16 protein-coding genes are annotated in these 21,155 nt (G+C 46.8%); 12 read left to right on the forward strand and 4 right to left on the reverse strand.

Features of this window, described 5'->3' with window-relative positions; genetic code table 11:
- Positions 1 to 124: 124 nt before the first annotated feature.
- Complete coding sequence (locus GC097_RS13525) at positions 125 to 1,033, forward strand: winged helix-turn-helix domain-containing protein (RefSeq protein ID WP_171683825.1); 909 nt, start codon at positions 125 to 127, stop codon at positions 1,031 to 1,033.
- Positions 1,034 to 1,129: 96 nt separating this feature from the next.
- Here GC097_RS13525 and GC097_RS13530 read toward each other — a convergent pair whose 3' ends face one another.
- Both GC097_RS13530 and tgl read right to left on the reverse strand, forming a co-directional pair.
- Positions 1,130 to 1,624: a hypothetical protein gene (locus GC097_RS13530; RefSeq protein WP_171683826.1), complete on the reverse strand. Its 495-nt coding sequence runs from the start codon at positions 1,622 to 1,624 to the stop codon at positions 1,130 to 1,132.
- 97 nt (positions 1,625 to 1,721) lie between these two features.
- The gene (tgl, locus tag GC097_RS13535) at positions 1,722 to 2,534 is read right to left on the reverse strand and encodes a spore coat transglutaminase TGL (RefSeq protein ID WP_171683827.1); all 813 of its coding nucleotides are present in this window, start codon (positions 2,532 to 2,534) and stop codon (positions 1,722 to 1,724) included.
- Positions 2,535 to 2,798: 264 nt separating this feature from the next.
- On the opposite strand from tgl, the gene GC097_RS13540 reads away from it, so the two are divergent.
- The 8 genes from GC097_RS13540 (at position 2,799) to GC097_RS13575 (ending at position 13,593) form a co-directional block, all read left to right on the forward strand.
- On the forward strand, positions 2,799 to 3,776 hold the full coding sequence (locus GC097_RS13540; RefSeq protein ID WP_171683828.1) for an ABC transporter permease: 978 nt from the start codon (positions 2,799 to 2,801) through the stop codon (positions 3,774 to 3,776).
- Between the two features lie 5 nt (positions 3,777 to 3,781).
- Entirely contained in the window at positions 3,782 to 4,651 is an 870-nt protein-coding gene (locus GC097_RS13545) for a carbohydrate ABC transporter permease (RefSeq protein WP_246294214.1), read from the forward strand.
- A gap of 103 nt (positions 4,652 to 4,754) precedes the next feature.
- Complete coding sequence (locus tag GC097_RS13550) at positions 4,755 to 6,287, forward strand: type 2 periplasmic-binding domain-containing protein (protein ID WP_171683830.1); 1,533 nt, start codon at positions 4,755 to 4,757, stop codon at positions 6,285 to 6,287.
- Positions 6,288 to 6,378: 91 nt separating this feature from the next.
- The gene (locus GC097_RS13555) at positions 6,379 to 7,566 is read left to right on the forward strand and encodes a glycoside hydrolase family 88 protein (protein WP_171683831.1); all 1,188 of its coding nucleotides are present in this window, start codon (positions 6,379 to 6,381) and stop codon (positions 7,564 to 7,566) included.
- 49 nt (positions 7,567 to 7,615) lie between these two features.
- Positions 7,616 to 8,866 carry a Gfo/Idh/MocA family protein gene (locus tag GC097_RS13560; RefSeq protein ID WP_171683832.1) on the forward strand — a complete coding sequence of 417 codons (1,251 nt, stop codon included), beginning with the start codon at positions 7,616 to 7,618 and terminating at the stop codon, positions 8,864 to 8,866.
- A gap of 111 nt (positions 8,867 to 8,977) precedes the next feature.
- Positions 8,978 to 10,786: a cache domain-containing sensor histidine kinase gene (locus GC097_RS13565; RefSeq protein WP_171683833.1), complete on the forward strand. Its 1,809-nt coding sequence runs from the start codon at positions 8,978 to 8,980 to the stop codon at positions 10,784 to 10,786.
- Entirely contained in the window at positions 10,770 to 11,606 is an 837-nt protein-coding gene (locus GC097_RS13570; RefSeq protein ID WP_171683834.1) for a response regulator transcription factor, read from the forward strand. Before GC097_RS13565 ends, GC097_RS13570 begins: the two co-directional genes overlap by 17 nt.
- A 16-nt stretch (positions 11,607 to 11,622) precedes the next feature.
- Positions 11,623 to 13,593: a heparinase II/III domain-containing protein gene (locus GC097_RS13575; RefSeq protein WP_171683835.1), complete on the forward strand. Its 1,971-nt coding sequence runs from the start codon at positions 11,623 to 11,625 to the stop codon at positions 13,591 to 13,593.
- A 53-nt stretch (positions 13,594 to 13,646) separates the two neighbouring features.
- Here GC097_RS13575 and GC097_RS13580 read toward each other — a convergent pair whose 3' ends face one another.
- Positions 13,647 to 13,994 (reverse strand): ArsR/SmtB family transcription factor, encoded by a 348-nt coding sequence (locus GC097_RS13580; RefSeq protein ID WP_171683836.1) that lies wholly within the window; start codon positions 13,992 to 13,994, stop codon positions 13,647 to 13,649.
- Between the two features lie 119 nt (positions 13,995 to 14,113).
- Between GC097_RS13580 and GC097_RS13585 the strand changes: the two genes are divergently transcribed.
- Complete coding sequence (locus GC097_RS13585) at positions 14,114 to 15,490, forward strand: MFS transporter (protein ID WP_171683837.1); 1,377 nt, start codon at positions 14,114 to 14,116, stop codon at positions 15,488 to 15,490.
- A 42-nt stretch (positions 15,491 to 15,532) separates the two neighbouring features.
- Here the strand turns inward: GC097_RS13585 and GC097_RS13590 are convergent, their stop codons facing one another.
- Positions 15,533 to 16,546 carry an ABC transporter substrate-binding protein gene (locus GC097_RS13590; protein ID WP_171683838.1) on the reverse strand — a complete coding sequence of 338 codons (1,014 nt, stop codon included), beginning with the start codon at positions 16,544 to 16,546 and terminating at the stop codon, positions 15,533 to 15,535.
- A 158-nt stretch (positions 16,547 to 16,704) separates the two neighbouring features.
- Here GC097_RS13590 and GC097_RS13595 point away from each other — a divergent pair, with 158 nt between their 5' ends.
- Together GC097_RS13595 and GC097_RS13600 are read left to right on the forward strand one after the other, a co-directional pair.
- Positions 16,705 to 19,827, forward strand: coding sequence for a hybrid sensor histidine kinase/response regulator (locus GC097_RS13595; protein ID WP_171683839.1), 3,123 nt, complete (start codon positions 16,705 to 16,707; stop codon positions 19,825 to 19,827).
- On the forward strand, positions 19,820 to 20,920 hold the full coding sequence (locus GC097_RS13600) for a response regulator (RefSeq protein WP_171683840.1): 1,101 nt from the start codon (positions 19,820 to 19,822) through the stop codon (positions 20,918 to 20,920). Before GC097_RS13595 ends, GC097_RS13600 begins: the two co-directional genes overlap by 8 nt.
- The last annotated feature ends 235 nt before the right edge of the window (positions 20,921 to 21,155 follow it).

The raw sequence follows: 21,155 nt of genomic DNA on the forward strand, positions 1-21,155 counted from the left end.
TAATTCAAGTTATTCATAATAATAACTAATTTCACTTTTTTTCAACCCGAAACCATTATGATCTGTTTGCCGATTGTGGTATTCTGAGTAAAAGAATGGTTAGAAGGAGGTTTAAGATCATCTCATGTCTTATCAGATAGAGACGGATTTCTCACCAGTACATGAATGCTTACTTAGCTTTCTTTTGTATAAAAGAAGACAGAACATCAAATACCTGTATGCCGGTCCTGAGTGGATCGAACATGTTAAGCAGTTTTTGCAGCCTGATTTTTTAGAAAAATTGGAGGCCGTTGAGGAACTAACGTTTGTTGATTTGCTCACAGTCCTTGTAGATCAGTGCCCGGACAGCTCCTCCATGAAAGCATTTCTGGACTGGATAAGCACTCTTTCTGTCGGAGATTTATACGAACGCTTGGCCGCATATATGGCTGGCAGCAAAACGCCTGTCTGGCTTCATCTAGGCGAAGAACGCGATCGTTTTGTCGACCTCCTTTCTGCTTGGCAGGAACAATATATGTCACAGTGGAAGGGCATGGAGGGTATAAAAGAAGGAGCGTTACAAATAGAGGAAGCCCTTAAGGCCAGCATGAAACCAGAGGATGTAGTGGAAAAGTTTGTGACCGGTATGCGTATTGAGCTGAGTCAGGTAAAGAAAGTATGCTTGATACCCGCTTATCACTTTCGGCCGCTGCATACTTTTGTTGTATATTTGGACAAGATTTATGTATTATACCCAATTGCCATCGAAGCACCCACGACTTTCACGGTTTCCGCAACAGCCAAAGCGCTGTCGGATGAGAAGCGTCTGGATATCTTACAACTGCTTTCGGAAAAAAGACGCTCTTTCACAGAAATAACGAAGGAAATCGGCGGCGCTAAAGGAAATGTGCACCATCATCTCATGACCCTTCGCATGGCGGGATTGGTAAGTGTTCATCTCACGGATGCAGGTCCGTACTTGGCGCTCAGACCCGGCTTATCGGAACGATTGAAGGGGCAGTTGGATGTTGTTTTGGAGGATAACGGCAGCTAAGTTCGCAGATTAGAAAAAGACCTGGACACATTCGTGTGTCCGGGTCTTTTTTGGGCTTGCGGCCAATCGTTTTGAAGATACGGAAACGGCAAAAGGCTATTGCGGATCCGGAACATGATGAGCATGTTGAACATGATGGTGCGGGTGCTGTGCATGATGTGCATGATGAGCATGGTGCTGTTGAGCATGGTAGGCATGGTGATGCATAGGATGGTGGGCATGATGATGCATAGGGTGATAGGCATGGTGATGTACAGGTTGATAGGCATAGATATGCATAGGATGGTAAGCAAGCTGATGTACAGGGTGATAAGCGTGGTGATGCATAGGATGATGATAACCATGATGATAAGCATGATGATGAGCATGATGTACAGGGTGATAAGGAACTTGTTGGGCATGATAGGCGTGATGTGGCTGAGCAGGATACTGGACACCAGGTGCTACAGGAGCTGCAGAAGGTTGTTGATAAATAGGGAGATTATCTCCCGTAAATGCCGGAGCTTGTTGAGCTGGAAGGAGTGTCTCCGTTCTTGTTGCCGTTTGATAATTCGTGAGGTTAGCCTCCGTTAATGAATTGCGTTGTGTCATGTTTTTTTCCCCTTTCGGTATAGGCATACATCATCCTATGCAGGAATTGGAAAATAGGGCACATGTCTATTCAAATTGGGCGCAACAAACTTTTTTGTTAATGAATCCGGCATTTGCGGACATATGTCCAATCCCCTACTTTCGCAACAATAGGTTTATCCCGGTTCCGGCATTGAAAGAGCGCAAAGTAGGAGAAGTCCGGATGCACATAACGATCCGTCAGAAAGGCAGATTGTGTGCTGCCCGGGATTCTCTGCTTGTTCAGGACCTTAATAACAACATCCTTCGATGCGATCCCTAGGCCATAGCCATGTCCAAAAAAGTGATCGTTTTCCATCATGACGACGTTTTCCCCTTTTCCCCAGGGAACCATAGGTTCATACTCAGGATTTTCAAAATAAAGGACATCACCCGTCACGGCTTCCTCATTAGCGATCCGTTGGATAAGGTGTAAATTGTTGTTGGAATGGTAATCAAATAATAAAAGATCCGATGTCAGCATATCGAAATGACTGGAATCTATGGATTCTAATATGGCTTTGTATAAAACAACTACGACTGCCATGGAGCATTCGAAAGCATAAGAGGTTCCGTTCGTGAATATATCCCGCACCGCGTCTTGCGGAGCAACGCCGCTTTTCAACTGGAACCTGCCGTGATCTGTAATATGCCAATAGGCCGGGTTGCACATAGAGTGTTTGAAATCCGCAAAATAGACGCCGCTTGCACTCAGCGCTTTTGAGGCCTCCATGATTTGGGTCCGCATGTACAGTTCAAACAGCAGGGTATCCACCGAATCATACCGATACTCCGTAGAGCTGTTTTGTTTCTTTTCATAAATCGCTAATTCCAACTCGGACAACGTACCTTCTCCAAAGGTTACTTTGCTGGTACCTTCGATTACGATCATGGACTTCTCCTCATTTTAAAAGATCATAAGAGTGACTCCTTTATTTTTATGTGAAATATTGATTTTAGGTGCGCGATCCGCATATCGCGGATTTATTTGCGCTCTCTTTGACAATGATCGATGATAATCTTAATTAAGGATACACTTCCATTAAAAGAGGACATGTAACTTCGGACTTCATTTGTGTAACATTAAATTAAACGTAAGCGCTTCCTTTTCGAATCCGCAAAATCTATAGAATCCTTCTGAGGGGGCACACCATGCATGAGTTTGAGTCAGCTCGATAAGCTGGAGACCAGCGCAGTGAAACAAATTGAGAGCGGTTATTCCAAAACACAGCGATCTCCGTTTCAAAAAAATCTCAAAAAATACTTATGGTTTTATCTGTTGGCGGCTCCCGGAATGCTATATTTCATCGTGTTTAAATATTTTCCAATGTGGGGAGTGCTGTTGGCGTTCCAAGACTACAGTCCGTTTCTTGGTTTTAGTAAAAGCCCATGGGTAGGTTTACAACAATTTCGTGAGTTTTTCTCGAACGAATCCTTTTTTGTTCTGTTACGGAACACGTTGATGTTGAGTTTGTTCAATTTGCTTTTTTATTTCCCGTTCGTCATACTTTTGGCGATTATGCTTAGTGAGCTGCGTTCGATCGCTTTTAAGAAAATTATTCAAACCGTCGTCTATTTGCCGCACTTTCTTTCATGGGTTGTTGTCGTAGGGATCACGTTTATTTTCTTCGGTCCTTCCGGTGTGATCAACCATTATTTAGCCCCAATGATCGGTAAGGAATTAGCTTTCATGACGGGCACAGAATGGTTTCGCTCACTGGCCGTATTCCAAAGCATTTGGAAGGATGCAGGTTGGGGCACGATCATTTTCCTGGCGGCAATCGCCGGCGTCAACCCGGAGCTCTACGAAGCGGCCACCATGGACGGTGCCGGGCGATGGCGACGAATTTGGCACATTACGCTGCCCGGCATTAAGAGCACCATTATTATATTGCTGGTGATTCGTCTCGGGCATCTCATGGACTCGAATTTCATGCAAGTGTTCCTCATGACGAACCCTCTCAATCAAGAGGTATCCGATGTCATTGATCTGTACGTTTACAGGGTCGGATTAACGGAGTCGCACTTCAGTTACGGTGTTGCGGCCGGATTGTTCAACTCGATCATAGGGCTCATTCTTGTATTGCTTAGCAATCATTTAGCCAAAAAAGCAGGGGAAGACGGTGTTTTTTAATGTCAATGAGAATGCGTTTTTCGATGTTTGATGTCATGATTGGCTTCCTTATGCTTGTCTTTAGTTTGCTGATCATCATTCCATTCATATACATTTTAGCCGTTTCCTTCAGCGGAGGTGGGGAGTCGATCGGCGGGGACTTCTTTCTCATTCCTAAGGAGTTTTCGCTGGAAGGCTATAAATACTTGATGTCTACTAGCAGGTTCGTTAACGCGATAGGCAATTCTGTTTACGTTACAGTGCTAGGTACTTTTGTAAATCTTCTTTTCTCGGTAACGCTGGCTTATGCCTTATCCAAGAAGTTTTTACCGGGCCGCCGGGTCATGATGCTGCTGATCTTTTTCACAATGCTGTTCAGTGCCGGAATTATTCCTAATTATTTGCTGGTTAAATCGCTAGGCATGCTGAATTCGTACTGGGCGCTTATTTTGCCTGGTGCTACTAACGCTTTTACGATTATGGTCATGAAAACTTTTTTTCAAGGCTTGCCGGAGAGCCTGGAAGAAGCTGCGCGAATGGATGGAGCGGGCGAAATTCGGATCTTATGGTCGCTGGTGCTTCCGTTATCCATGCCGATTATGGCTACGTTCGGGCTTATGTTTATGGTTGGCCACTGGAACGAATTTTTCAGCGCTGTCATTTATTTGAGCAAGAGCAGTATGTGGACTGTGCAGGTTCTTCTGCGTCAGATGATCGTCGTGGGCACATCCAATATTAACAATGAGTTTAGTATGAATGAGAAGTCTGCGGCACAATTGGGAGATACGATTAAAATGGCCGCAATCATCATCTCCATGATACCGATTGTGGTCGTGTACCCGTTTTTGCAAAAACATTTTGCCCAAGGCGCTATGATTGGATCTATTAAAGAATAAAGCGTGAACTTCACATAGGAGGTGAAGAAGAAAGGTTCGGATCATCAAGGGATACGCTTACGTGTGGATTGTTATCGTTGAACATTGGAGAGGGTGGTAAGGTATGAAAATGAAAAAAACGTTGTACGTTTCACTTGCTGTTGTGATGTCAATGAGTCTTTTGGCTGCCTGCGGCAAAGGCGAAGAGAAACAAGGGCCGGCTGCCAGCGCGAACAAAGAACCACTGAAAATCAAAGCGATGCTCATTTATAACGGGGAGCCTCCGGTGCTGAAGGGGAACAAGGCGAAGGAAGATATCGAGAAGCGCGGCAATGTTCAGCTCGAATTGGAACTTGTTCCGGAAGACATCTATAAGGATAAAATCAGCATCGCGATGGCCGATTCGGCGCAATATGATCTGATTCTGTTCGATAACGGCAAAGACGCCGTATTCACGAACTATGTGAAGCAAGGGGCATTCTATGACCTCACGCCTTATATGAAAGATAAGAAAAACTTGAACCTGATTCCGGAGATTACTTGGTCTCAAACGAAAGTAGATAACAAAGTTTACGGGATTCCGAGACCAAGGCAGTTGTACAGCGCGCAAGGAGCGTTCCTTTACCGCAAAGACTGGCTGGATACATACGGCTTGAAAAAGCCGGAGACAGTGGAAGAACTCACACAAGTGTTAAAAACATTTAAAGAGAAAGATCCTGCCGGCGGCGGAAAAACAATCCCACTCCTTACTTATGCGACAAATACCTATGTCGTCTTCGATTGGCTGGCGTCCGTTCAATACGCCTTCGGGATGCCGAATGCTTGGACGATCGATAACGGAGTACCGAAGTTTGCGATTCAATCAGAGGGCTATATCAAATATTTAGAATGGTTAAAGAGCGCTTGGGCTAGCGGGTTAATCGAGAAGAATGCAACCGTGTTAAAGTCCCAGCAAGCCGTTGAAAAATGGACGCAAGGCATTGCCGGCATAAAAGCCAATCATGTCGGTGAATTAAGCGATGCTCCGAATTCGCCGCTTGATAAAATTCGGAAAGTGGACGCCAAAGGGGAAGTGGACATGCTGCCGCTCTTGAAAGGTCCCGATGGCAAAGGCGGCATCGGAAAAGCTGCCGGTCTCTGGGGATTATGGGTCATCCCATCCAGCACGCCGAAGGAGAAAGTTCAGAAACTCGTTGATTTCCTTGATTTTAGCGCAAGTGAGGAAAACTATGCGTTCAGCAAAGCGGGGATTATCGGTCAGCACGCCACCAGCTACAAAGACGGCAAGGTGGAGCGTACAGCCGATCAGGTTAAGCTGTTCCAGTCCGAGACTCCGGCTGTTTGGGTGCTCGACAATCGTTACGATCCTTATTACTATGTGTCATCGGACGCGACTGACCCCGTGCGGACGAAGATGAAAGCCTACACGGATAGCTTCGAGAGCATCGGGATAACGAATCCGTTCGGCGGAATGACTTCCCCTACGCTTACGAAAAATACCGATCATTTGAAGAAAGTTTCCACGGCTGCTCTGAAATATGTCATTGGCGAAAGCACCATTGATGATGTGAAAACGGAAATTAACAACTGGGTGAAAAACTATGGAGAAGCTGCGGGTAAAGAATACATGGAGCAATATAACGCAATAAAGAAATGAGTTTGCTTGCCAAATGGAGAATTGCCCGAAGATCAGGGTGATTCTCCATATATTTTAATTAGGTTTTGTAAAAACGAAGGAGATTTTAGAGATGAAGCATGTGAAAGATGAAGGCATACAGAATGCAGATCGGTTCAGGACCCCGCCGCAGTTAACCAAAGATCAATGCGATGCGGCCATCGTGCATGTATTGAAGCAGATCGACGGCAATTTGGAAATATTCACAGACCAGTTTCCCGATATCGTCAGCACAAATCTTAGATATACACCGGCAGATAATTACGAGTGGACGCCTGGTTTTTGGACAGGGATGCTGTGGCTCGCTTATGAAGTTACAGGCGATGAGAAGTACCGGCGTGCCGCCGAAATTCAATTGAGCTCCTTCAAAAAGCGCGCAGACGAACAAATCGGTACCGAAACGCACGATTTAGGTTTTTTATATTCCCTATCCTGTGTTGCTGCGTACAAGCTTACCGGTAATGAGGAAGCGAAGCAAACGGCACTTCGTGCGGCGGATTTGCTCATGACCCGCTATTTGGATCAGGCAGGAATTATCCAAGCTTGGGGAAGCTTGAGCAATCCGAAGCAGCGGGGACGTATGATTATCGACTGCTTGCTGAATCTTCCGCTATTGTATTGGGCGGCGGAAATAACGCAGAATCAGGCCTATTTCGATGCCGCAGCCACGCATGCCAAACAAGCTGCAGCGTATTTGATTCGTGAAGATGCGTCCAGTTTTCATACGTATTATATGGATGTTGACACCGGCGCTCCGCTTTACGGCAAAACCGCTCAAGGGTTCTCGGACGATTCCTGCTGGTCGCGCGGTCAGGCTTGGGCTGTCTACGGGTTCCCGCTTAACTTTATATACATACAAGATCCAGAACTTATCGATTTAACGAAAAAAGTGACGAATTATTTCATAAACCGGCTGCCGAACGATTATGTTTGCCATTGGGATTTGATTTTTACGAGCGGTTCCGAATTGCGGGACAGCTCGGCTGCGGCTATTGCCGTGTGCGGCATCATGGAACTGAACAAGCATTTATCCGCAGCGGATCCCTATAAAGCTATTTATGAGAATGCTGCAAGTTCCATTCTTTTGTCTTTGATGGACAATTATTCGACCGTGAGCACGCCGGAATCCAATGGATTGCTGCTGCATGGCGTATATAGCAAGCCCTTAAATGCAGGAGTCGACGAATGCTGCCTGTGGGGCGATTATTTTTACTTTGAAGCGCTGGTCCGGGCAACAAGAGATTGGAAGCTGTATTGGTAAACAAAATGAGGATGACATCTACCAATAGGAATCAAGGAGGATTTTTTGCATGAAACAGCTAACTGCCATATTAATCGGAGCGGGAGCCAGGGGCTCTTTCAGTTACGCGCCTTACGCACTGGACTACCCGCATGAATTAAAGTTTGTCGCCGTAGCGGAGCCAGACCCGAATCGCTTGGCGCAATTCGCACAGGAGCACGGTATCCCGCCGGAGCGGTGCTATGATTCGTGGGAGCAACTGCTTGAACAGCCGCAGCTGGCCGATATCGCTGTGATTTGCACGCAGGACCGGATGCATTACTATCCGACGATGAAGGCTTTACGTAACAAGTACCATGTGCTGTTGGAAAAGCCGATGTCACCCGATCCGAAGGAATGTATCGATATGGAGCAAGCGGCTAAAGAAAATAACCGGCTGCTTACGATTTGCCACGTTCTTCGCTACACGCCATTCTGGTCGGCTATTAAGCGGCTTATTACGGAAGGACGCATCGGGCAAGTGGCATCGATCCAGCTCAATGAGAACGTCGGCTATTGGCATATGGCGCATAGCTTCGTTCGCGGCAACTGGAACAATTCGGATGTGTCGAGCCCGATGATCTTGGCCAAATCGTGCCATGATATGGATGTGTTGTCTTGGTTGATGGATGAGCCGTGTGTACGGGTCAGCTCGTATGGCTCGCTAATGCATTTTCATTCCGGCAATGCGCCGGAAGGCTCCACTGAATATTGTATTGACGGCTGCGCCGTAGAAACAACATGTCCGTATTCAGCCCCTCGCTTCTATTTGGGCGAGAGTAAAGCTTGGGCAAGACATTTCACGGCAGACTTATCTCGGGAAAGCATTGTGCAAGGCTTGAAGGAGACCGGCTACGGTCGATGTGTGTATAAATGCGATAATAACGTCGTAGATCACCAAGTTGTGAATATGGAATTTGCGAGCGGCGCTACCGCTATTTTCAGCATGAGCGGTTTTACTCGCGATCAGGAGCGCCGTATTCAAATTATGGGCACCCGCGGTGAAATTCGCGGTGAGGATGACAAGATTATCCTGATGGATTTTGTCACGCATGAGAAGACGGAGATTATGCTTCCGAAGCAAACGAGCGGGCATGGCGGCGGCGATAGCGGAATCGTCCGCAGCTTTTTACAAGAAGTGCGCGATTACAATGGAGAAGAAAGCTTAACGTCCGCTGCGGCCTCCGTTCGGAGTCATCTGATGGCGTTTGCAGCGGAACACTCCCGCTTGAATCAGGGGAAATCGATCGAACTGGCTGAGTTTGCCGGCTCGCTTTCTTAAAGTGAACTAGCAGAATGATCATGTATGGCCTTATCCGCCATGTGCTAAAATAGACTCCAAGAGAGCATTGATATCGTTTCTCGGATGATAGGGAAAGGCCGCGATTATACAATGAGAGTATCATTTCTGCGTTTTATTAGAAGAAGTTTTTTTGTTAAAGTTATTTTCATCCTTTTTCTGGTTTCTGCTATTCCCTTATCTATTTTCGCCTATGTAACGGTACATGTTTCGAACCAAACGGTGATGGCGAAAGTGAACGCGCTGAATTTTCAAGTCGTTAACCAGTTGAACGAACAAATCGATAATACGATGGTGCGTATTCAACAATTAAGCAACCAATACGGACTTTCGCCGGTCATCACCAACGCTTTGAATGCAAAGGACAGCTACTTCGACTACGTGATTCAGATGCAGGAATTGCTGAGAACGTTGGATACGGGAAAAACGACGATCGGGGATATAGCGGATATCAGCATCTATTCTGTCGATTCCGGTGAAGTCATTTCTACAACGGATTCGATAGCTCCCTTAGCGCAATCACGTTATGAGGAGCTTATCCACTCTATGGAAGCATCGAACAAGGCATTTCAATTAATCGATACGCCCAGCACGGAGAATTCTTTTCTTGCCGACAACAGCTTCTTTATGCGAAAACTCACATATTCCAATGGGACAGGCTACAGAGGAATGCTGATCATTACGCTGCCGAAGCAAGCTTTGCAAAAGGCGATTCATAACATCAATCTGGGTCCCGACGGAGCCGTATACATTGTCACGAGCGAGAACAAAGTCATTGCCACGACGAGCACGGCTTCTTCAACAGAAATTTCCAAGCGGATCGAACAGGCCATAGAGGGTTGGAACGAAAGCAAACATAGCGAACAGTTCGTCGTTGATCACTCCCTGTTCTCGATTAAACAGTCCGGTAACTTTCATAAGTGGAGTGTCATTTCTGAAATACCGGTTGATCAATTGTCGGAGAGTGCGCGGTTTATTACGAGAACGGCATTGATCTTGTTAATGATGCTTATGCTTTTTGGACTGATCGGTGCACTAGTGATCGGTTACAATCTGTATCGGCCGCTTCAGCGGCTCAAACGGCATATGAGATCGATTCAGCAGGGCAACTTCTCCAACTCGTATTCGGATTATCCGAAAAATGAGATTGGCGAGCTGGGTATGATGCTGAATAATATGGCCTTTCGCCTGAATACGCTGATGGAAAATTTACAGCAATCGGAAGAATTGAAACGACGCAGTGAAATAACGGCGCTGCAGGCCCAAATCAATCCTCATTTCTTATACAACACATTAAATACAATCAGCATGTTCGCCATGTTGAAAGATTACAACAAAATCAGAAGCATGCTGCACAGACTCATTTCCATGCTGCGCTACTCGATGGAAAACTATGCACAGCTTGTCCCTCTTTCCGGGGAACTTCATTACATAACCGATTATATCGCCATGCTGCAATTGAGGTATGATTGCCAAATTATTGTGAGAACGGAAATTGACGAACAATTGAAAGGCATGCTAATTCCGAAGCTCTTATTGCAGCCCTTGATCGAAAATTCATTGTTTCACGGTATTTTCGGCAAAGAAACCGATCAAGGGACCATTGTTGTTCGAGCGGTTCCGTTCACGGAAGAAACGGTCATGCTCCAAATTGAAGATGATGGATTAGGCTTGGAGCCGGACCGCTTAGAACAGCTGCGACGGTATATTCAGCACGAAGATCGCGGGGAAAGCATAGGAATTAAAAATGTATCAGAACGCGTCAGACTGCTGTTCGGGGAGCAATCTCAATTTCGAATTGAAAGTAATGCTCAAGGAGAAGGGACAATCGTGTCCATCCTTATTCCAAGGCATCGATTGGAATTCGCTAAGGAGGAACACTCGCATGACGGCTCCATATAAGGTATTGATCGTTGAGGATGAGAAACCGGCCCGCGATGTATTCAAACAAATGATTGCCCAAGAAAAGGAATGGTTTGAGCTCGTAGGAGAGGCTGTCAACGGAAGAAGAGGGCTTGAACTGTTCAAACAATTTCAACCTCATTTTCTGATTACTGATATAACGATGCCGGTGATGAGCGGAATTGAAATGCTTCAAGCGTTGAAACAGTTGCAACCGGATATGCCGGAGACGATTATTTTATCTTGTCACAAAGATTTCCATTTTGCTCAAAAGGCCATTGAATTAGGCGCGTCATCCTACTTGATTAAGGAAGATTGTCTGCTCCAAGAGAACCTGCTCGCCGACACACTCAAAAACTTCATTCCGCGAATTTGCAGGCGGGAAGACGATCGGCAAAAAATACAAGCAAACGAACAAAATACCGACGCAGGCATAGCGGAAGTGAGCTATGAGCAAGGAAGTCCTGTCAATGCGATCATGTTGAATGTAATCGAACAGCTGAGGGCTGATTTGTCCGTATCGATATCCTTGGAAGACATGGCTGCGAAAGTAGGATACAGCATTCCTTATCTCAGTTCTTTGTTTAAGAAAACGACAGGGCAAACGTACACCCAATATATGATGACGATGAGGGTTCAAGCTGCTAAACGCATGCTGCTGACAACCGATCTTCGAACATTTCAAATTGCCGAACAGGTTGGGATGGAAAATTACCGTCATTTCAATAAAGTATTTAAAAGAATGGTCGGCATGAGTCCGAAGGAGTATAAGCTATCCCATCATCAGTTGAGTGGGCTTGCTAATCCGGAAACCCTTTAAATGGAGGTTCACGTATATGTATCCGTTGCACTCAGCGGCGTGGCTGGAACAATTTCGTTCGCGCATCCGAACCGAAACAACCGTGCGGAAGGCACTTGCTTATCAAATGAAACAGATGAAATCCGTCGTCGAAGTTCCTCCGGTTATTCCGCTCTCCGGAGGAGGCTGGAGTCATGCCTATGTCTGCCCGGCTGACGGAACCCGTCTTCAGACGGTCACGCGTGTTGTCCACAAGTGCCCGCTTTGTCAGCGAGAGATGAGCGGTTCGCCATATGACGAGGTCGTTATTGCTGAGGAACATGCAGCATGCAGCAATCGTGCTCTGACCGCTGCTCTGCTGTACGCCGCAACCGATGAAATCGCATATGCCGAGTGGGCAAAGCAGGTAATTTTGTTTTATGCACAACATTATGCTGCTTATGATTTGCATGATATTTTTGGTAAAAGCGGCAGCGAAGCGGGAAGATACGGAGCAAGGGTACAAAATCAGACACTTAGCGAAGCAATGTGGGTGATTCCGCTTGCTCAAGCTTTCACGATACTTAAGTGCTGCCAAATGTGGACGGATGCGGAGATGCGGGGCATCGAGTTGAACCTGTTTTGGCCTGTAATTGCCGTGATAGAGCGAAATCCGCGCGGGGAGTCGAACTGGCAGAGCTATCACAATGCAGCGGCTGCTGTGATCGCCGAAGCGTTGGGCGATAGAGAATTGCTCGAGAGGGCGTTGAACGATCCTCACAATGGGTTTCATTTTCAAATGGAACAAAGTGTGGGAAAAGAAGGCTTTTGGTTTGAAGGATCGTGGGGGTATCATTTCTATACGTTGATCGCGCTGATCGCGACAGTTCACTCTGCCGCAGCATTCGACGTGTCGCTAAACGAGGACAGGAAATTCCAGCTCATGTTTCGTATCCCCCTTGAAGCTCATTTGCCAGACTACACGTTTCCGGCCATTCACGATTCAATGGAAACCGACCTGAGGCAGCATGCAGACTTGTATGAATTCGCTTATGCAGTGTACGGCTTAGGAGAAGACACCCTTCAACACTCGGAAAGATGTTCCCTGTACAGTCTGCTTTATGGCAGAGATATCCTGGAAGCGGAGGAGTCTGGCGGCAAAGCGGCCATTCAGAATATCCGTGTGATCAACTTAAATAAGCCAGGCATGCTTTATGTGACAATTGGAAAAGGAGCCTCGGCGCAAGCGGCGCTAGTCGATTATGGAGAGCATGGCGGTTGGCACGGCCACTTCGACAAACTGAACGTGATTTATTATGCAGGAGGCCGCTGTTGGCTGACGGATGCCGGCATGTTGGGGTACAGCCACCCACTGCACGATGCTTGGTTCCGGCAAACGATTGCTCACAATACCATTGTGGTCGGAGGCCGCTCACAGAGTCCTTCTACGGGAGTTTTGCGGGATGTAAAGACGGACGAGCGAGACGGCACGGTTCGAATTTGCGCTGAGGTGGAGGACGCCTATGCGGGTGTACGCTTGGAGAGAATCATCACGCTTGCGAGCGGTCTGTTCATCGATGAATGCAAGGTCTTTTGCGACCGTGAGGAGGATGTGGATTGGGTATTTCATACCCCCGGCGTTCCGGTCCTTCCATCGTCCATCGGGTATGAGCCTGTTTCTTCTGTGGAGCTGTCCGATTCCGACGGATACTCTTATTTGAAGGAAATCCGCAGGCTAACCGGTTTGCCCGATGATCCTCGAATGCTGGAGTGGAAATGGAACGAGACGGATGCTGGGCATGAGCGGCTGCAGATGTATGGTATCGGCCGTTTTTCCGGTAACTTGGCACAGGAGGAGTGGTATTTGGCCGAATCACCGGGGATGGCGCATGTCAAACGCCGGAGCACGTTGATCCGCAGAGTGCGCAAGGTGAGGGAGACGTCATTTGTTTCCGTGTTTCGGGCTTGTGCGAAAGGCGACGAACCGCTTTGCACTTCAAGCTTGAACGCATGCAGGAGAGAAGAATAGGCATTGTAAAATCCGTATCCGCTCAGGGAATACGGATTTTTGCTGATGTCTAATTACTTCGCGTTTTCCGGATGAAGAAGCTTTTTTTTCTCATCGGAAGTATCGTAAGCAGACAGTATGGATGAAAGCAATCCTGGGAAGCGCTGTTCCAGATCCTCAGTTCGCAAGGATATAAGCCGCAGGGTCCCTTGGACGCGAACATTCACCACGCCGGCCTCTCTTAAAGTGCGAGCATGATGGGACATTGTCGATTTTACAACAGGAACTTCGAAGTCTCCGCAAGCCCGTTCGCTCACATCACGGAGTTCTGAAACAATTAACAAACGCACGGGATCGCTTAACGCATATAAAACGGTGGACAAATGAATATCTGCACGGTCTGGATGATATAAAAATTTCATGAAGGGACCCCCCTTACTTTTTTCGAGTTTATGATTGAATTATAGCATAACCCATGTTATTATTCTATTGTTCGATAATTATCGAATTTTAGAAATTGAAGTGGAGGCGAACAGCTGCTATGAAAAAATTGAACGTTTCAAATCATGCGCAAGAGGGAAGCGTAATGAAAGAAGGAGTTGTTCTCCTATTGCTTGGCGTAACGATCGTACTCGTCATCATGAATACGATGATGTTTAATTTAGCATTGCCGGATGTAGCAAAAGCTTTCCAACTATCGGCATCATCGACTTCGTGGATTGTTACGGGCTACTCTATTGTATTCGCGATCTCATCCATTACTTACAGCCGGCTTGCTGATTTCGTTCCGATACGAAGATTGTTCATTATCGGAATTTTGTCGCTGAGTCTCGGCGCTATTGCCGGACTATTCAGCAACAGCTTTGCGGTGCTGCTCATCGTGCGCATTGTTCAAGCTTCGGGAGCGGGCTCGATCCCTGCATTGTCTTTAGTCTTAATATCCCGTTATATACCGATGGCACGCCGCGGGAAAGCAATGGCCATGATTATGTCTTCGGTAGCTTTTGGGCTAGGCTTCGGTCCCGTTGTCGGCGGATTTATCGTGGAATTTTTGGGCTGGCATCTTTTGTTTGTCATAACCGCAGTCACTTTGCTGTTAGTGCCTCTTTATATCAGGCTCATTCCTAGAGAAGAGCCGCGTAAAGGTTCTTTCGACGTTATAGGTGCACTATTCATCGGTATAGGTACTACCGGACTTCTTTTATATTTAACGAATCATTCTTGGATAGCGCTCCTGGCCGGACTTATTTCGATAGCTTTATTTATTGTGCGCATTCGCTCTGCAAAAGATCCTTTTGTACTCCCGTCATTATTCGCCAACCGCTCATTTCTCATTCTAGGAGCCGTGGGAATCGCAGCGTATTTATGCAGCTTTGCAACCTTGTTCCTCATGCCTCAAATGCTTGTTAAACAGTATCACCTGAGTGCGATCCAAGCCGGTCTGGTGATTTTCCCTGGTTCCTTCTTAGCGATGGTCATTTCCCGTCAAGTTGGGCGTATCATTGATACACGCGGGAATAGCTCCATTATCCGGTACACGCCATTGCTTCTTCTGGCATCGGTCATCCTGTTTGCGTTGTTTGAGGGCACCTCATTTTTCTCGATCATGTTCATCTATATGTTGATGAGCGTCAGTTACACGATCTTAACGAGCAGTATATCGAATGAAATGTCGAGATTACTTCTCCCTACGCAGATTGCCTCGGGACTTGGGCTGTTTCAGCTTCTACAATTTTTCAGCGGCGCATTTGGTGTGGCCGCGACAGCCAGCGCTCTTGTTTGGCAGAAGGATCTCCCTCTGGCACATGCATACAGCAATGTTTATTGGGGGCTAACACTTATTGTTATTCTGTCAATTGTGTGTGCGCTCGGATACCTTCGATCCGCATTGCGAAAGCAGCAGGTGACAATTTCTTAAATAAAAAAATAACCCGGGAATAGGTTCCCCGAGTCATTTTTTTTATTTTTTCAAGAAATAAGTTTCCAAGTCGTCAAGCAGCAAGTTAGCGGCTTTAATGCCTCCTGCCGTATTCCAAACGGCGTCGCTTACCTTATGTACATTTCCATTTTTCACGACGTCAATGTTTTTCCAAAGCGGATCATTCATCCACTCCTGCTCAATTTTGTTTCCTTCGCCTTTATCGTTCTCGTAAGTGAAGTAGAACAGCACGTCGCCGTTCATATCCGGAATGCGTTCCTTTTGTACATCGTCGGCGAACTTATCTTGATCCTGCGAAGCAGGGCGCTGTAATCCAAGCTTTTTCAACACGACGCCAGAGAAGGTGTCTTTCATATAAATCCGCACTTTACCCGGCATGAAGCGAACGATGGATACTTTCGTATTAAGTTTATCTCCGGCTTTTTGTTTGAAATCGGAAATTCGCTTTTCAAAATTGCCGATGATTTTGTCGCCTTCCGCCTTTTTATTCAAAGCTTCGGCATACAGCTGGTAATTAACTTGCCAGTCGCCCATTAGTTTTTCGGAAAATACCGTTGGGGCAATCGCTGATAATTGCTGATAAACTTTCTCTTGTCGCAATTTATTGCCGAGAATGAGATCCGGCTTTAAGGAGGCAATGAGCTCCAGGTTCGGCTGATTCTCGTCGCCTACGACTTTTACGTCCGTCATATCCGATTTGATATGGTCATACCAGTCCCCGGTACTTGTAAAAGATTTCACGGCGCCAACAGGTTTGATACCTAAGCTCAGCACGGCTTCCGTTCCTTCGTTCGTCAGAACAACGATTTTCTTAGGCGTTCCTGTAATTTTAGTTTCGCCCATAGCGTGCTTAACTGTGTATTCGACGGGAGCACTTGGCGACGTTGACGCTTTAGGCTCATTATTTGCCGCTTTATCAGCGGTCTTGGTTTCTGTTTGTTGTCCACAACCGACAAGAATGAGCATGCACGCCATGATCAGAACGAGCAGTCTTCCCCCAAAATTGCGTACCCCAATCCTATTTCTTGATACCATGGATACTCTAACCTCCAATTATTATGAGAACGATTATCATTACCAAATGAATTGTATTCGTTACCGTGCTCCTTGTCAAGGCTTGTGAGTTTTTTGGGAGTATGAAATGATAGGATAAGAAGTCTTACTGGTTATTTATTGAGAAAGAGGGAGTCTTCATGTACAAGCTTCGCCAGCTCATTGCTCTCGCCGTTGTTTTTTCTCTCTCTGTTCTCTTATTCATAGGCATATATGCCCAATCTATTCCGAATAAGGCGACACAGTCCGCGAAACATGGCGTGTTGGATTTAACAAGCTGGGATTTTCATAGACAGGGATTGGTCTCCTTGGATGGAGAGTGGGAGTTCTACGAAGGAAAGCTTCTGGAACCGGCAGATTTTCGTGCTGGACCTGGACCGGATGCGGCGTATTTAGCCGTACCCGGCACTTGGAAAGGGAAGAATAAGGAAGGCGGCATGAGCAGGAAAGGTTATGCAACCTACCGCCTCAAGGTACTTGTTCATGCGAACGGCGACGATATCTATGGAGTGAAATTGAGAAGCATCCGGATGTCGCACCGTTTGTATATTGACGGGCAGCTGCAGGGAGAGAGCGGCCGGCCTGCCGAGGTGAAAGAAGCGCATGCTCCCGGCAATACGCCGTATAGCGCATTTTTTCATACCGATGCCAAGGAAATTGAAGTGATTATTCAAGTGTCCAACTATGAGTTTTTCACCGGGGGAATCGTCAACTCGATCCAGTTCGGAGGACATAAGGATATTGCGCAGTTGGATAACATACTGATCGGTAGCGATATGGTGGTCATTTTTATATTGGTTATGTTCGGAACATATCACATTAGCTTCTATTTTCTGCGCCGGCAGGAGAAAACCTATTTGCTCAGCGGGCTGTATTTGTTCTCCCTCTCCGCCGTTCAATTGCTGTTTGGCGAAAAGATTTTCCAGCGGCTGATGCCGGGCATTCCATTCGATATCGTTTACAAAGCGTTGGATGTAAGCCAATTCGTAAGCTCGCTCTTAAGTATTTTGTTTTTCTGTTCCCTGGACAACCGGCTAATCCCTCGACGAAAGCTGCTGTGGCTAACCTCGCCGATTGTGATGTATGTAGCGGTCATTTTCGTTCTGCCTTATTCACTCTACAATGAAGTCAGATATGCCTTTTTTGTCTACATTGGACTTGTTCCGCTCTATATACTTACCAGAATGATTCACTTGTACTTGCGCAGTCAGAGAGGCTCATCCGAAAGGAAAGAAATCCTGCTGTTCATTGCTGCAATCGTTTCTTTGTTAGTGTTTCTGATTGATGGTTCGCTTTATGCGGAGAACGCAGTTGCTTCCGATCTCATGAGCAAAGTAGGGGTTATTTGTTTCATTACATTAATGAACATTTTACTGGCCGTACGTTTTAAAAACGCCTACGAAAAAAATGAGCTGCTGACGCATCAACTTATGGTCTCCAACCAACGGAAAGACGAGTTTTTGATGCATACCTCCCATGAGGTCAAAACTCCGCTTCACGGGATTATGAATATTACCTCCCATTTGCTGGATGATGATGAACATAATTTATCTTCTAAGCAAAAGCAAAGCCTGTGGCTGATCAAAGATACTTCGATCAAACTCTCGATGCTGATGCGCGATTTGATTGACGTCTCTCGTCTGAAGCAGGGCGAGCTTCGATTGCATATGACCGTTGTGGATGTAAGGACAGTTACGCAGATCGTATTCGATGTTTTACAATTTGAGCTCGCCGGCAAAGCCGTTCGGCTGGATAATCAGGTTCCTCCGAATGTATGGGCCGAAGCGGACGAGAATCGATTGCGCCAAATTATGTACAATTTGATTCATAATTCTATCAAACATACGAATCAAGGAAGCATCGTCATTACAGCGAGTGTTAGTAAGGGAATCGTATCGATTTCGGTCGAGGACACGGGCACTGGAATTCCCCGCGACAGGCACTCGGAAATTTTCGGGTATTTCGAACAACTCGATCAAGTTTTGCCGGATGACGGGTACACCGGCATGGGGGTTGGGCTGTACATAAGCCGAAAGCTCGTCGAACGCATGGGAGGGCAAATCGGAGTCGAGTGGTCTGAGGCGGGTCAGGGAACGCGTATGACTTTTTCGCTGCCCAGCGCCGATGAGCGAGCGCCATTATACGAGGGAACTTCCGATTCGGACATGAACGCAGACTCAGGCAGAATCGTGCAGAGCCGCGATACGCTGGACATACTGGAAGAGCATGAATCTACGATTTTGATTGTGGATGACGAAGCTTCCAACATATACACATTGCTGAACATTTTAAAAAGATACCGGTACAACGTGGTTACAGCATTCTCGGCCAAAGAAGCGTTGGCCAAAATCAAGGAGTATCCGCAGATAGACTTGGTTATTCTCGATGTCATGATGCCCGGGATATCGGGCATAGAGTTGTGCCGTTTGCTGCGCGCGCACCACTCCATTCTCGACCTGCCGATATTGTTCGCGACCGCCAAGGATACGCCCCAAGATATCGCTCTCGGCTTCAGGGCAGGGGCTAACGATTACTTGACGAAGCCGTTTGAAGCGGAAACGCTGCTTGCCCGCATTCATACGCTGATTGCTATGAAGACGTCCATTCAAGAGGCGATACTGAGCGAGCTTGCTTTTCATCAGGCTCAGATTAAACCGCATTTTCTGTATAATGCGCTGAGCAGCGTCATTTCATTTTGTTATACGGACGGGGAGAAGGCCGCCTATTTGTTATCGAAGCTCAGCCAGTATTTGCGATACATTTTGGACATGGACCGGCATGAGTTATACGTCAGTTTAGGGCGTGAACTGGAATTGATTGACGCCTATGTCGAGATCGAAAAAGCGCGATTCGGCGAACGGTTCGATGTGATTTATTATGTAGACGACAATCTTAAGGATATCTCTATTCCATCCTTATGTATTCAGCCGTTTATCGAAAATGCGATTCGTCATGGCTTGTTCGAGAAAGACGGACACGGCACCGTCACGTTATCCATCCAGGAAGGGGATCGCTATTTGCAGGTGTCCGTCCATGACGATGGCGTGGGGATTCCCGACGATTTGCTTTACCGGATCGCCAGCGGAAGGTCAAGTACGGGCGGGATTGGCATTTCAAACATCCGCAAGCGGTTGGATGCCATTCCGGGCGCGACCGTAACGGTAAGCTCCGAGTTGGGACGCGGAACGAAAGTTGTGATGTATTTGCCGTTCACATCTACTGAATATGCCGCTATGGAAGAAAGGGGGGCTGAGATTGTTTAAAGTCATCATAGTTGAAGATGAAAAGCCGGTTCTCGAGCTTATGAAAGTCATTATCGGGCGCAACGGCCATTATGACATTGTCGGGGCTTTCAGCAATGGGCATGAGGCGCTTGAACGGTTGCCGGAACTGAGGCCCGACATTGCGTTCCTTGATGTGGAAATGCCCAAGATGAACGGACTTGAACTCGCTCAGCGATTGAATGAAATCTCAGAGCATACGCGAGTCGTATTTACGACGGCTTATAAAGATTATGCGGTAGATGCATTTAAAGTATACGCGTTCGATTATTTGTTAAAGCCGGTCACTCCGGATGCCATTGAAAGGTTGACCCATCGGCTGCTCAAGCTTGAGCGTCCCGCAGCAGCGGAGGAAAAACAAGAACGCGGGGCGCTGGTACGCTGTCTTGGGGGCTTCGACGTCAGAAGTCCGGACGGTACGGTTGTCCGTTGGCCGACGCGAAAGACGGAGGAATTGTTTGCGTATTTCCTGTGCCATCCGAAACAAGATATGAGCAAGTGGCAGCTGGCCGATATGTTGTGGCCGGATATGCCGGAAGACAGAGGCTCTCACAACTTGCACAATACGATTTATCGTCTGAAAAAGCTGCTCAAAGAACAAGAGATAGGCATGGATATCGTGAAAACGAATGATGGCTATATGCTGGATCCCTTGCAAGCTCGTTATGATTTAATTGAATTTCAAATAGCCGTGCGGGAAGGATCGCACGATTACGCTCAAGCGGAACGCGCATGCTCGCTGTACCGCGGATCTCTTTTAGATCGAAAAGATTATCTGTGGAAGTCTCAGTTGGAGGAAGGCTATGCCAAGCAGTATACGGCTCTTCTGAGAAGTTTGGCCAGCCGGGATATGGCCGATCAGGCATGGGGCAAGGCGGAACAACGGATGGATGTGTATTTGTCAATCTATCCGCTGGATGAAGACATGAATCAATTGCTAATGGACGTCTACGCTTCCAGCGGCAGGCCGGAGCGAGCACTCAAGCACTTTAGCAGTTTTGATGCGCTATACCGGCAAGAACTGGGCGTCGAGCTGCCGAAAGCAATGAGAGATAGAGTGTCCGCGTATTTATAGGTTGCATGAAGGCGAAGGGGCTTATCTGAAAGTAGATTATTCTGCTTCGGGAGGGTCCTTTGGTGTTTTTATCGGAATGTGTCGAAAATCTTGTGAGAATCTTGAGAGAAGCGTATGTTAACATGCTAGTCAATGAGTAATTTGTAATATTATGGAACCTGATATCGAAAATCCAAGGAGGACAATCGAAGGATCGATGACAATGATACAGGGCTGTCACTTTTCAAAAAAGGGA

Source organism: Paenibacillus planticolens (genome assembly GCF_013141725.1).
GTDB classification, from domain to species: Bacteria; Bacillota; Bacilli; order Paenibacillales; family NBRC-103111; genus Paenibacillus_E; species Paenibacillus_E planticolens.